This is a genomic window from Streptomyces sp. NPDC001292 (assembly GCF_042896465.1).
GTDB lineage: Bacteria > Actinomycetota > Actinomycetes > Streptomycetales > Streptomycetaceae > Streptomyces.
In genome coordinates this window covers 39426-52434 of record NZ_JBIAXG010000001.1, presented here as the reverse complement: position 1 = coordinate 52434, position 13009 = coordinate 39426, and the positions used below count along the sequence as shown (strand labels likewise).

Annotated in this window: 11 protein-coding genes, 1 tRNA gene and 1 pseudogene; 3 read left to right on the top strand and 10 right to left on the bottom strand. The window is 70.2% G+C overall.

The features are described from left to right. Window positions 1–270: 270 nt before the first annotated feature. The 7 genes from ACFY4A_RS00230 to ACFY4A_RS00200 all read right to left on the bottom strand — a co-directional run bounded on the left by ACFY4A_RS00230 (window position 271) and on the right by ACFY4A_RS00200 (window position 8669). A complete protein-coding gene (locus ACFY4A_RS00230; RefSeq protein WP_390827159.1) occupies window positions 271–1494 on the bottom strand; it encodes a PP2C family protein-serine/threonine phosphatase in 1224 nt (407 codons plus the stop codon). A gap of 477 nt (window positions 1495–1971) precedes the next feature. Next, on the bottom strand, window positions 1972–2244 hold the full coding sequence (locus ACFY4A_RS00225; RefSeq protein WP_390827158.1) for a hypothetical protein: 273 nt from the start codon (window positions 2242–2244) through the stop codon (window positions 1972–1974). Between the two features lie 92 nt (window positions 2245–2336). Further along, window positions 2337–2591 carry a hypothetical protein gene (locus ACFY4A_RS00220; RefSeq protein ID WP_390827157.1) on the bottom strand — a complete coding sequence of 85 codons (255 nt, stop codon included), beginning with the start codon at window positions 2589–2591 and terminating at the stop codon, window positions 2337–2339. Window positions 2592–2714: 123 nt separating this feature from the next. After that, complete coding sequence (locus tag ACFY4A_RS00215) at window positions 2715–4118, bottom strand: Cys-Gln thioester bond-forming surface protein (protein WP_390827156.1); 1404 nt, start codon at window positions 4116–4118, stop codon at window positions 2715–2717. 179 nt (window positions 4119–4297) lie between these two features. Continuing rightward, entirely contained in the window at window positions 4298–4765 is a 468-nt protein-coding gene (locus ACFY4A_RS00210; RefSeq protein ID WP_390827155.1) for a single-stranded DNA-binding protein, read from the bottom strand. Between the two features lie 208 nt (window positions 4766–4973). After that, window positions 4974–7052 (bottom strand): GTPase, encoded by a 2079-nt coding sequence (locus tag ACFY4A_RS00205; RefSeq protein WP_390827154.1) that lies wholly within the window; start codon window positions 7050–7052, stop codon window positions 4974–4976. A gap of 3 nt (window positions 7053–7055) precedes the next feature. Next, window positions 7056–8669 carry a dynamin family protein gene (locus ACFY4A_RS00200; RefSeq protein ID WP_390827153.1) on the bottom strand — a complete coding sequence of 538 codons (1614 nt, stop codon included), beginning with the start codon at window positions 8667–8669 and terminating at the stop codon, window positions 7056–7058. A 321-nt stretch (window positions 8670–8990) separates the two neighbouring features. Here ACFY4A_RS00200 and ACFY4A_RS00195 point away from each other — a divergent pair. Beyond that, window positions 8991–9063 (top strand) — tRNA-Arg (locus ACFY4A_RS00195). A 179-nt stretch (window positions 9064–9242) separates the two neighbouring features. Here the strand turns inward: ACFY4A_RS00195 and ACFY4A_RS00190 are convergent. Both ACFY4A_RS00190 and ACFY4A_RS00185 read right to left on the bottom strand, forming a co-directional pair. Continuing rightward, a complete protein-coding gene (locus ACFY4A_RS00190; RefSeq protein ID WP_390827152.1) occupies window positions 9243–9482 on the bottom strand; it encodes a hypothetical protein in 240 nt (79 codons plus the stop codon). 400 nt (window positions 9483–9882) lie between these two features. Continuing rightward, window positions 9883–10560: an alpha/beta hydrolase gene (locus ACFY4A_RS00185; protein WP_390827151.1), complete on the bottom strand. Its 678-nt coding sequence runs from the start codon at window positions 10558–10560 to the stop codon at window positions 9883–9885. 159 nt (window positions 10561–10719) lie between these two features. Here ACFY4A_RS00185 and ACFY4A_RS00180 point away from each other — a divergent pair. Next, a pseudogene (locus tag ACFY4A_RS00180) lies at window positions 10720–10977 on the top strand (IS982 family transposase); the annotation flags it as partial. Between the two features lie 169 nt (window positions 10978–11146). After that, window positions 11147–11500, top strand: coding sequence for an antibiotic biosynthesis monooxygenase family protein (locus tag ACFY4A_RS00175; RefSeq protein ID WP_390827150.1), 354 nt, complete (start codon window positions 11147–11149; stop codon window positions 11498–11500). 311 nt (window positions 11501–11811) lie between these two features. On the opposite strand, the gene ACFY4A_RS00170 is transcribed toward ACFY4A_RS00175, so the two are convergent. Further along, the gene (locus ACFY4A_RS00170) at window positions 11812–12537 is read right to left on the bottom strand and encodes a hypothetical protein (protein ID WP_390827149.1); all 726 of its coding nucleotides are present in this window, start codon (window positions 12535–12537) and stop codon (window positions 11812–11814) included. Window positions 12538–13009: the final 472 nt, after the last annotated feature.

The window sequence follows — 13009 nt, the reverse complement described above, 5'->3', positions numbered from 1 at the left end:
GGGGCGTCGGACGACCCAGGGACGGCCCAGCGGACGATCACCACGGCCGCCGCTGATCGGATCAGCCCAGAAGCAGCCTGACCGGTGGCTGCACTGTGCCGCCGGCACCGGTGGGGAAGATCGCGTATGCGGATCGGGGCTGAGCCGTCGCGACGCTGACCTGAGCGTTCCTGGAACGCTCACCGACGCTCTCCCTTGCTCCCCGCCACTCGCCGTCCGATCGGACGCCTGGGGCACGGTGCCGTACCGCGTACGCCGCGTCACTCGAAGTCACAGGCGGATGACGACCAAGGCTATGTCGTCGCTGCCGCCGTTGGTGACCTCGAGGCGAGCCAGCAGCGTGTCCGCCAGTCGGCCAGGGGCAAGGGTGGTGGCCTGAGCCAGGACATCGGTCAGGCGAGCCAGGCCGATGTAGATGTCCTCGCCGCGGCGCTCGATGAGCCCGTCGGTGTAGAGCACGAGCGTGTCCCCCCGGGCGTAGGACACGCTGGCCTGGGGGCGGGGGACATGATGCGGGCGGGCGCCGAGCGGCGGATCGGTGGCTTGGTCCAGCAGCTCGCAAGTCCCGTCGCAATGGAGCAGAACGGGCGGTGGGTGCCCGGCGTTGCTGTAGATGATCAGTCTGGTACGGGGGTCGACGAGTACCTTCACCGCGGTTGCGGCCGTCGCGCCTTCCATGGAGCGGGCGTACAGGCCGAGGATTTCCAGGGCCTGGGCGGGGCTGGGGAGGGCCCGGATGGCTGCGCTCAGGGCGCTGCGGAGCATACCCATGACGGCCGCGGCGTGCAGGCCATGGCCGACGACGTCTCCGACCGCCACCGAGTAGCGGTCGGGCGGCAGGTCGACGATGTCGTACCAGTCGCCGCACACGTTGAGTGAAGTGGTCGCGGGCAGGTACCGCACGGCGATGTTGTCGAATCGGAGCAGATCGGCATCGTCGAGCATGGCTTCCTGCAAGGTGACGGCGACCTGGCGTTCGCGGGCGTGGGCTTGGCTCAGTTCCTGGTTCAGCCGGTGCAACTCGCGCGCCCTCACGTAGAGCTCGGCTGCTATGCCTTTGTCGCACTCGGTGAGCTGAGGTGCCCTGAGCGAGTGGACGAAGGCGGTGACGTCGTCTGCCTGTTGGACGATCCACTTCACGTTGCCGTCCGGCCCGGGAACCGGGGTGTGGACCTCGGACCACCACCGCTCCTCGAACCTGCCCGGCTCGTCAGGGAAGGGCAGGTCGTACCGATGCAGCGTCAGAGTGTCCGGCTTCCCGGCGCCCAGGACATCCAGCAATGACGCCTTCAGGTGTTCTGCGCCGTCCTCGGGGGCTCCGGGGTTTTCCGGTAGGGCGTCGAAGAAGTACTTCCCGATCAGCTCTTCCCTGGTTCGCCCGGTGATCTGCAGATATGCCGGGTTGACGTAGCGGATCACCAGATCCATGTCCAGCACCAGATACGGGCTCGGTGCGGCGTCACAGAAGGCCTCGAAATCGATGTCCAGTGACATACGCGCTCTCCAGGTTCGCGAGCGCTACTACCTCAAATGCCATTCTAAGGACGATCCGGGGTCCGGGCTCGCCAGCCGCAACCGACGCCTGAGCCGCAGGCCTTTAGCCCCGATAGTCGTGGTGATGAGGCAGCAAATGGTGGTAGTAGTTTTCGACATCGTTGTGGTGGTGATGCCAGTAGCGGTTGTGCTCGTTGCCGCGCCACCCGTTGCCTTGGCCGCCGCCCCAGCTGTCTTGGCCACCGCCCGGCGGGCAGGGGGCTGGTCGCAGGCAGGGAACCGACCGATGGCGCGGACACCGATGATGTGGACGAGGAATAAACAGCCGCGCTTGATGCGCCGGTGCCAGCTGATATTGCGAGGATGGGCGCCGCACACATAGCAGCGATCATTGAGGCCGGGCCGCCGGTCGCGCTCATGACGGCCCAGAGACGGCCCAGGCTGCCTGAGACAGCGGAAACGCCCCGGCCAGGGGGATCACCGGCCGTGCCGCGGCAGGGCCGCCGCGGCCGCCGACGGTGCGGGGGCGGAAGCCGCCGACTCGGGCGCGGCGGCCTCGTCGGACGATGAGCCGGTGTGCCTCAGAACGAGGAAGGCCGCCACGGCCGGCGCGGCGCTCCGGGGCCACACCCGCTTCGAGGCGGGCGCGGAGCCCTCTTTCACCATGGCGCCTCTGACGAAATCGTCGTCGGGCACCGCGTTCCACTCGTCGTCCCGCCGGTCGTGATCCGTGGGCACCTCGTCGTTCACTGGAACGGTTGAACCGTAGTGATCAGGGCTTCCGTGCTGAATACACGCAGGTCACAGCATGATCATTATTCGGACATTCAACCCAGGCGCGCTCACGCCTGTTCCAGAGCCTCACCGAACTCGCGCAGGGTTTTGCCGCGGTGGCTGCGGGCCAGTTCGTGCCCGACGGCGATGGCGAGCGCGATCGGCCATTCGATGACGTCGAATGCCGTGAGGAGACCGAGGCCCGCGAGGTAGGCGAGCTGGTCCCGCGGCGGCAGTTCGATTCGGAGACCGCCCAGGGAGACGGTCACCGAATCGCCCGAGACGACCCGTTCGGCCGCGGCGCGGGCGCCGTGGGACTTCATGATCGGAACCGGTGCGCCGGCAGGCGCTGTGTCGGAGTCTGTCCTGCTCGCGCGCACGGTCATGTCACATCCCGTTCAACGGCTGGTGCCGGGCATCCGCTCGACGTCCCCCTCCACGCTAGGTCAGTTCCGAGCGCTCTTCCTCTTGTGGACGATGCTCAGGGCCGTGGCGCCCAGAACCAGCAGGCTGAGGCCGGTGGCGGCGATCAGCGGGGTGGTGCTGGTGCCGCCGGTCTCGGCCAGGTTGGGGTTGGGCGAGGTGCCGCCGCCCGCCGTGACGGGGCTGGGTTCGCCCACGGTCTGGGTCCTGGTGCCGCTCGGGCTGCCCTGGGTGCGGCAGTCGAGGACACCGGTGAAGCGCTGCGCGTGGCCGCCGGGGTCCCTGATCGTGAAGTCGTAGGCCTGGTCCTCCTGGAGCGGGATGGTGATCGTCTCGGACGCGCCCGCGGCGATGCTGTACCGGGTGTCCATCAGCTCGAAGGTGAACGGCTCGTCGCCCTTGTTGGCCGCAGTGATGTCCAGGGCGCCCTTGGCGCAGTTCTTCACCGCGGACAGGGCGGGTATCGCGCCCTCGGAGGCCCAGGTCGCACCGCTGGTGTCGGCGACCGTGGACTCGCTGGAGCCGGCCAGGATCTGGGTCTGGCTGCGGCTGTCGGAGGTGAAGGCGCGGCCGACCGGAACCGTGGTGGTGGCCTGCGCGGTCAGCGTCACCGAGCCGTCTCCGGCGTCCTCGGGCACGTCGAAGAACACCCGGCTCCCGTCCCTGGCGGACGTGATCTCCTTGCCGTCCTTGCCGACGATCCGCACGCCGCTGGTGGCGGCGCCCGCGGGAGGTGTCAGGGTCACGCTGCTCGCGTTGGTGTGCACGGTCACCGGGCCGAGCCGCCCGCCCGGGCGACCGGACACGGCGGGCGGGTCGAGGGTGAGCGAGGCCCGCGGTTGGGGGAGGTCGCGGGCGCTCTCCTCCAGGTAGTCCGCGAGCTTCTCGGCCCGCGGGTCGACCGCGTCGACGTCCGCGCCGTCGGAGTAGCGCCAGATGGCCACCTGGGTGCCGGCCGCCGCGTCCTGCTCGGTGAGGTTCCCGACGCCTGCCTTGGCGGCGAGCGCCGCGAGATCGTTGACCTGCGGATAGGAGTTCTGCAGGATCCAGCGGATCTTCCCGGCGTTCTTGTTGGTGGCCAGGGAGGTGCCGCTCCAGGGCGTCTCGCGGTACTTGGCCTCCCGCTGCGTGGGGTTGTGCACGTCGACGCAGTACGTCTGCAGGGTCCCGCCGCCGTCTACGGACATCTCGAACAGGCCCGCGGAGACCTGGTGGTCACCGCCGTCGTCATGGATGACGGCGGTGCCGTAGGTCTTCAGGCCGCCGATGGTGGCGGTCGCGCCGCCCGGACTCTGCGGCATTCCGTCGGCGGCGGCCGGGGCGGCGGCCAGCACGCCGGCGGCGACGAATCCGGAGACCAGGGTGGCGGCTGCGAGCCGGGCCGCCCCCCGCCTGCGCGCGGACGGCGCAGAGAACCAAGCACACACAGAATTCCCCTTCGAGCAGGACCCGTTGACATGGGGGTGTGGTCCCACCAGCAGAATCTTCAAGCCCAGAGACAAGCCCAGAGAGCTGTGTCCGGCATCCTATGGATCCGCGCACCAGGACTTCGCTGTCGTATCGTCAGATGACTGATCCGAATCGCAATCGTTATCGCCAAGATCACTCAGCACGCCGCCGCGGCCGGCTCCGGCTGTCGCGGGGACTCCGAATGCGCGGCGGCCGTCTCCCACGTGGGCTCCGGCTGCGGAGGCGAACTCGCCGTCTGCTGCTCCGTCCTGACGGTGCGCCGGAACGCCGACGTGCCCCGCGCCAGGTCGTGGCCGATCGCCAGGGCGTCGATGTCCGCCCAGGTCCGGCTGGTGCCGTCGCGGGTCTCGGTGCGCACCTTCAGCCGGCCCTGCACGATGACGGGGTCGCCCACGGTCAGCGACGCCACCGCGTTGGCGGCGAGCTGGCGGTTGGCCCACACCGTGAAGAAGTTGGTGTGGCCGTCCGTCCAGGCGCTCTTCTCCCGGTCCCAGTAGCGCGAGGTCACCGCCAGCCGGAACCGCGCCGAGGCGCCCGAGGGCAGCTCCCGGTGCACCGGCTGCGTCGCCACGTTGCCCACGGTGCAGACGATCGTCTCGTTCATCGTCGAATCCCCTCCCTCGCCCGGCCCGCTCGGCCCGGGCGGACACGCGTACGGGCCCGCCCCGTACGGCTGCGTCTGCCGTGACGACCGCGTCCGTCGCGATCGCCGCGGGACCAGACTGCCTCCGTCCGGGCCGAGCCCGCCGAGCCCTGTGGACCAGCGCCTGCCTGTGGAAAACTCCCTCACCCTTGCGGGTGAGGACCGCCTCTCATCCGACCCCCGCTCCCCTCACCAGCGCGTACTGCTCCCGCACCTCCCGATATCGCAAGAGTTCCGCCGACACCGGATCCAGCACCCGGGCCCGGCCGCACCCCGAGGCCGCCTCCCGTAGTCGGCGCTCGGCCTCCTGGCCGTACCGCCGTGCGGGTCCGCGCGCCGCGATCCGGCAGCTCCACTCCACGAGCGGCCCGCCCACGATGCCGGCGAGCATGAGCAGCACCGGCACCCCCAGGTTCGGCGCCATCACCCCGACGATCTGGCCGACCAGCCACAGGCCGCCGACCACCTGAAGGATCGTCATCGCCGCCTGGACGAGGACCGCGACGGGCCACCAGCCCGGACGCGGGGGCCGCCCCGAGGGCAGCCCGGCCCGCGCGGCCAGCTGGTCCAGCGCCTCGGGCAGCCCCTGCGCACCGCGTACGGCGGACTCGCGCACGGCCTGCGCCCACGGCGCCGGCATGCCGGCCGAGGCCTGGTCGGCCACCGTGCGCACCGCGTGTTCGACACGCTGACGCGCGGTGGCCTCCTCGTCCTGCTGGGCACCCAGCAGGAAGCGTCCGGTGGGCGCCTCGCGCCGGCTCCGGCACCACCGCCACAGCCGCAGCCAGGGCGTGCCGCAGGCCTTGTTGGCGTTGCGCAGCCAGGCCCGCTCAGCCGCCTCGCCGGCGGCGGTGGCGCCCACCGCGTCCGCGAGCCGGGCGGCGAACTCCTCGCGTGCCTCCTCGCTGAGCCCGGCGTTCGACCGGGTGGCGTAGACGGGCCGCAGGCGCTGGGCCGCGGCGTCCACGTCGGCCGAGATCCGCCGCACCGCGGCTCCGCGTTCGGCCACGAACTGGCCTAGCGAATCGCGCAGTTCACCGACGCCGTGCCCGGTGAGCGCGGACAGCGCGAGCACGGTCGCGCCCGGCTCGCCGTACTCGCCGAGGGCGATCCCGTCCTCGTCGAGCAGCCGTCGCAGGTCGTCGAGGACCTGGTCGGCGGCCTCGCCGGGCAGCCGGTCGACCTGGTTGAGGACGACGAACATGACCTCCGCGTGGCCGGCCATGGGCCGGAGGTAGCGCTCGTGGAGGACGGCGTCGGCGTATTTCTCCGGGTCGACGACCCAGATGACGGCGTCGACGAGCCGCAGGATGCGGTCCACGTGCTCGCGGTGCTGCACGGCCGCCGAGTCGTGGTCGGGCAGGTCGACCAGGACCAGGCCGCGCAGCTGCGGGTCGGCGTCCTGGGCCTGCACCGGGCGCCTGCGCAGCCGTCCCGGGATGCCGAGCCGGTCGATGAGACTGGCCGCGCCGTCGCTCCAACTGCACGCGATGGGCGCCGCGGTGGTCGGCCGCCGTACACCGGTCTCAGAGATGGCGACGCCGGCGAGGGCGTTGAACAGCTGGGACTTGCCGCTGCCGGTGGCGCCCGCGATGGCGACGACGGTGTGCTGCCCGGAGAGCCGGCGCCGCGCCGCGGCCTCGTCCAGGACACGGCCCGCCTCCGCGAGGGTGCCGCTGTCGAGCCGGGTGCGGGACAGGCCCACGAGTTCGCGCAGCGCGTCGAGCCGGGACCGCAGCGGTCCGTCGTACGCCAGTGGGGGCACGGCCGGCTGCCGGGCGGTCCGGGGCTCCACGGGTACGAGTTCGGCGGCGGCCGTCTCGCTGACGCGGCGCGCGATCAATCCGTCGTCCCAGGCGCCGTCGGCGTCCGTACGGCTCGGTGTGTCGTCGTCCGTCCCGCGCGCGTCGCAGTCGTCGTGCCGCACGCGCGCGTGGGCGACGGCGGCCTCCTTCACCATGCTGACCTGCTCGGCCACCGGGGGTTCGAAGGCCGCCGCTCCGCGGACCCGATGGTCCTCGGCGTCCCCGGGCGTCTCGGCGTCTCCGGCCTCGGGCACGCCTTCGACGCCGCGGCCGTCCTCGGCCCTGGCGTCTGCCTCCCGGTCCCGGACCCATGTCTCTCCGCGCATCTGCTCGCTGCTCGTCCTCTCCCCATTCGCCCTTCCGTCCGTCTCTCCGTCCGTGAGGACGGTGCCCTGAGTCTGATCGGTGTGTTCCGTTCGGTCCTGGTCAGTGACGGCGGTCACCGGTCACCTCTCCTTCAGCAGTACGGACAGCGCGGCGATGAGTTCGGCCTGGGGATCGGGGTGCACGTCGAGGGCGTCGAGCGGGGCCAGACGGCGCTCGCGCTCGACGTGGATCACCCGGTCCAGGTGTTCGGTGAGCAGCCGCCCGGCGCGGTCGCGCAGCCGCAGCGCTCCGTGCGCGCCGATCCGTTCGGCGAGCCCCTCCCCCGCGGACCGCGCCCGGCGGCCTCCCAGCAGCCCGGTGGCGGCCAGGGCGGCGACGGCCTCTGGGTCCGGCGCGACGCTCCGGTCCAGCCGGCGCACCTCGTCCTCGGCGTACTCCTCCAGCTCCCGCCGCCAGCGCCGTACGGCCAGCCCGATGCGGTGCTCGGCGCTCTCCGACGCGCGGTCGCGGTCGGAGAGCCCCGGCGCCGTGGCGGCCTGCTCGTGCCGCCAGGCGTCGTCCACGCGCTCGTCTGCGGCGGTGACGGCACACAGCAGCAGGGCGCCCAGGCTCTCCACGAGCGCGTCGAGGAGTTCCCTGGCGGAGCAGTCCAGGGGAAAGGCGCGCCACCTCTTCAGGGCGCCCCCGGCGAGCACCGCCCCGGCCTGGAGCCGTCCCCGCACGCGCGTGTGCTCGCTGTCGTAGGCGGTGTCGACGGCCGAGGTGAGCCGCAGCGCGGCGGCGTACTGGGCGGCGGCGGCACTGGCCAGCTCGGGCACCCTGGCCTTCAGGGAGTGGAGGAGGCCCTGAGCCGTGCGGGCCATGGCGTACTCCCGGGCCGCGGGGTCCTGGGTCTGGTGGACCAGCCAGGTGCGCAGCTGCGCGACGGCGGAGGCGGGCAGCAGGCCCCCGCCCCACGCCGACTCCGGCAGCTCGGGCACGGTGAACCGCGGTACCTCGCCGAGTCCGGCCTTGGTGAGCAGCGCCCCGTACTGGCGGGAGACCTCCGAGGCGACCTGGTGCGGCACCCGGTCCAGCACGGTCACCAGCGTGGCGTCGTACTCCTTGGCCGTGCGCAGCAGGTGCCACGGGATCGCGTCGGCGTACCGGGCGGCCGTGGTGACCATGACCCAGATGTCGGCGGCGCAGATCAGCTCGGCGGCCAGGACGCGGTTGTCGGCGATCAGGGAGTCGACGTCGGGCGCGTCGAGCAGGGCGAGCCCGGGGGGCAGGGTGTCGACGGTCTCCACGCGCAGCACGCGGGAGTGGGTGCTCTCCCGCATCAGCAGGTCGTCTCCCGCCCCGGGGCCGCCCCTGGGCACCCACACGCGCGTGAGGTCTGGCAGGACGCGCGTGCCGCTGAACCAGTGGTGGTCCTCCGGATGGCAGACCAGCACCGGGGTCCGTGTGGTCGGCCGCAGCACGCTCGCCTCGCTGACCCGCCGTCCGACGAGCGAGTTGACGAGGGTGGACTTCCCTGCGCCTGTCGATCCCCCGACGACCGCCAGCAACGGCGCTTGGGGCCTTCGCAACCGGGGCACCAAGTAGTCGTCGAGCTGTGCGAGCAGTTCGTCGCGGTTGGCACGCGCGCGTGGAGCCCCCGCCAGGGGCAGCGGGAAGCGTGCGGCGGCGACACGGTCGCGCAGGGCGGAGAGTGCGTCGAGCAGCTGAGGCCTTACGTCCAAGGTCACCACATGCGAAGAATGCCCAATTTTAGGGGAATTCTGAAGCATATGAGCATGTCTGCGCGCCGACAGAACACAACGGACGGAAGGGATGACTGGGACACGGGCGCAGTCCAGGCATAACGAGTGCACAACACCAGGTGCGCCGGACGTCAAAAGCGATGCACGATTCGTACCCGCCTGCGATTATCAGGATCGCTTCACCGAACCTCCACATTGAGCCACGGAGGCGAAGCGACCGGGACATGGATCCGGGAGCCCTATCCTTGTCCCCGGCGATGTCACGGATCAGCCCCCACCAGGGCACCGCGACAGAGGCCACCACACCAGGCCCCCGTAGCTCAGTGGATAGAGCAGGCGCCTTCTAAGCGCTTGGCCGCAGGTTCGAGTCCTGCCGGGGGCGCCTTTGACAGCCCTCCCCAGCGGGAGGGCTTTTCGCTGGTCAGGCCGGGTTTCACCGCACGCGACGAAGCCCCGGGCACTCCCCCGACGATCACGGGGAGTTTCCGCGGCTGTCCGGCTGTCACCGGGTCTTCGCGGGTGGCCGTGTCGAATACGTGTCGAAGTTCTCGGCCTGGACGGTCAGCCGACGTCCGGCAGCTCCGGGAGATCCCCCGCGGCTTCGAGCCGCCTCTTGAGATCAGGAAGCTGCCCCTCGACACAGCGGGCGTACGTGGCCAGAAGCACCGGGACGCTGTTGCCGGCCCAGTGCGCCACCTGAGCGGGCGGTATCCCGTCGTTGAGCCACTTCGTCAGGCGCGTGTGCCGGTTGTCGTACAGGCGCTTCCCTGTGGGCGACTCGAAGACGTGGGGAGGCAGCACCGCCTTGCGCGCGCCGCGCCAGGCCCGGCGGACGACGGAGCCCCCGCGAGGATGCCGCCCCTCTCCCCCTGAAAGAGCAGGTCACCCGGCTGAAGCCACTCGCCCTCGATGTGCTGCCGCAGGATGTGCGTCAGAGCGGGGTGCCCCGGCACGGTACGGGTCTCCCCCGCGGCACGGCCCTTCAGGTCGCGCTCTTCGTGGATCCCCCCGTGTCGGTCCACTGCTCGCCGACCTCCGGCGTCGCCGTGTGGATCAGGAGTTCACTCCACTGGTCCTCGGCGCCAGGGGCGGGCAACATCACATCTTTCACCCGAATGGCCACTGCTTCCTCGGGACGCGGCCCGCAGTAGTACAGCGTGGCGAAAAACGCGTGGAAGGCGAGCGTGGAGCCGGGCGGCTGTTACGCCCCGGTTCGGTATGCCTCCAGATGGTCGGCCAGTTCTGTGGGGTGGCCGAGCATGGGGCAGTGGTCACCGGGCAGTTCGTCGGGTGTGATGTCAAGGCGTTCCCGCACGATCCGGCGCATGTAGTCGGCGGGGAAGAAGCGGTCGTCCCGGGACAGGAGGAACTTCGTGGGCACATCCGGCCACGCGGCCAGTGGCCATGGCTTCATGAACGGAGTGGCCGATTGCGTGCGCGTGTGCTTCTTGACCTCGGCGACCAGTGCTGGCGGGGTGTCGTGGTGGAACAGGGCGGTGTCGTCGTCAGGGTCCCTGCCGTCGCGTTCGTCTTGTTCGCGCCTGGCCTGCTCGTAGCCGGTGTTGGCCCACCACTGGCCTGGACTCTCGCCCGGTGCCGGGATCTGCGCCTGCAGCATCACCAGCAGGTCCACTGGCACGCGGTCACACACCAGGGGGGCGGTGAACCCGCCGAAGGAATGGGCCACCAAGATCAGGTCGGCGCGATCACCGATGGCGTCGACCACGGTGTCGGCGTACTCGGCCAGCCCGGCCGAGTCGTCATCGCACGGCAGGTCCACCGCCACCACGTCATGGCCCCGCCCACGCAACTCGGCCTCCAGCAGATGCCAGTACCACGGGCCGGACGCGGCACCAGGAATCAGCACATACGTAGTCATCGTCAGCGCCCTCTCGGTAGCGGACACGGTGTCTCAATGCCGTCGCGCTGCCCGTCGAGGTACGGCGAGCGAACGCCCCACCGCCGGGCTGGAGTTGTCCCCGCATCCGGGAGGAACTGTTCCAGGCGGTGATGAGGCGAGGGCATCCGTGATCATTGTGTGACGAACAATCTGGACACCCTCGCGACCGCACTCTACGTGAAGACTGACGACCTGCTGAAGGCATCGCCGCAGCTGGCCCCGTACCGCCCGGAGGTCGGCATCACGCCGCGGCTGAGTGACGCCGAACTGGTCACGCTCTCGGTCATGCAGGCGCTGCTGGGCTTCACCTCCGAGGCCCGGTGGATCCGCCACGCACGCGCCCACCTGCGGCACTTGTTCCCCTACCTGCCGAAGCAGCGCGGGTACAACAAGCGGTCATGTCCCCTGTAGTGGTGTAGCCGGATTCTGTGAGCCGGTAGGCTCGTGGCCGTTTCCGGGAGCTGGAGGAGAGCTCGGACAGCTTTGAGCAAGAGCCCGATCCCTTATGTGTCCCGTTCAGGAAAGACGCTGGATCGTTGGGCGCATCCCGCCTTACGGTGGCGCCATGAGCGATCACCCGGAAGCGCCTGTCGCGCCCGTCGAGGCCTATGAACCCCCCTACTACGTGGCTGTCTTCACTACGGTGCGCACCCAGGACCAGAGCGGCTACAGCGAGACCAACGCACGCATGGAAGACCTGGTGAAGGACGTCCCTGGGTTCCTGGGGATGGACCACGCGCAGACTCCTGGCGGGCTGGGCATCACCGTCGGGTACTTCCGCGACGCCGACGCCCTCACGGAGTGGCGGAGCAACGCCGAGCACCGCGCGGCGCAAAAGCGCGGGCAAGCCGAGTGGTACCAGAGCTACACGCTGCATGTGGCGAAAGTGGAGCGGAGCCACGGGTTCACGCGAGCGTAGGTCCCGCAGAGCCCGACAGCAGGCTGACCAACCGAAGGGCAAAGGTCCTCTGACGCGGCACAATCGGATGGTTGAGGCATCGTCGCGTTCGGCGAGGACGCCGTCACGGTGCGACGCCCTCGCCGACCAGCGTCGGTCAGTCGGCACGGACCGCCACCAGCACGCCGCGGTCGAAGCGGGCTCCGGCGCGGACCAGAGTGACCAGGTGGGCGCCGTTGGCGCCTCTTCAACGGGCCTGGGCTGACTCGACAAGCTTGCCTACTCAGGCAGAGGCCCCAGGCTGTGCTGGTGCGAAACCGTACCCGGACGGGTCAGTCCCGAACCAGGTTCTCGGCAGCCTTGGCCAGGCCCTTCTCAAAGGCCTCTATGCCGCGGTCATCAACCCAGTTGTTCTGCACGTTGGTGGTGTTGGCCCCGTCGCGGACCACGCCGTACTCCACGTCCACCACCATGTCGTCGCCGTATTCCACCTTGAGGCTGAAGCCGTACGTCTCGTCGCCAAACCCTTCCACCTCCAGGGTCTTGGTGGTGACCTTGGCCTTCCCGCCCCCGAACTTGGAGTCGAACGTGCCGCACTCGTCGATGGCCTTGCCCAGGGCGGTCATCGCGCGCTCCGCCTGGTCGGGCGAGTAGGCGCTGACGTCCTGGCTGATCATGCTCTCGCCCTTGAGGAAGACCGCCTGGGCGTTCGCCTTGTAGTCGGCGTCGATCCGGCCCGTGTTGAAGAGGTCCACCAGCGGCTGGCAGGTCGCGTCGGCCGGCTTGGCGAGCAGATCTTCGGGAGCGGCCTGCTCAGAACCGTCGATCACCAGCTCGGGGTCCCGCTTCCAGCCCGTCGGCAGATCACTGTCGGCCAGCAGCGCCTTCTCCGCCTCACGGCTGCTCAGCGGTTCAGATGTCGGCTCGGAGGCGGCCGAAGTCTCGCCGCCCGGGTTGGCGTCCTTGGCGTCCGAGGCACCGCTTCCACAGGCGGCGACCAGGGCAAGGGCGGAGGCGGCGAAGACGGCCGCGGCGGCGCGGCGTATGCCGTTGTACACGTAAGTCTCCCAGTAGATAGGGCAGGTGCTGCACCGTATGACATACAGCCCGGCCCAAGAGTTGTACCGGAACTTCTAATTCCTCGTGTTTCCGCGCGTGTACCGGCGGACGCATCGGGAGTGGGCCGACAAGGTCGACGCCAGTGGGATGAGGCTGTTGACAGCGGTCTTCAACAGCACTGTGCCTACTGGAGCAAGCCGTCGCGGCCGAGTTGAGGTGGCCATTCTCGAAGCGGGCGCCGGAGCGGACGAGAGCGACGAGGTGGCGGCGAGCATCCGCCTGGCGCCTTCCCGCACGATCTCGTCGATCAGGGATCCGGTAGCGGTGGAGCCGTCGTCGTTGGCTACGCTGAGCACGGGCGTGGTCACCCTTCCAGACCCGTGCTGCGAACACGGGCCTACTCGATGACCATCAGTCGATCCCTCGGGAAGGTACGCCCTTCACGTGCCGCCCCGAGGGCCGATCCACAAG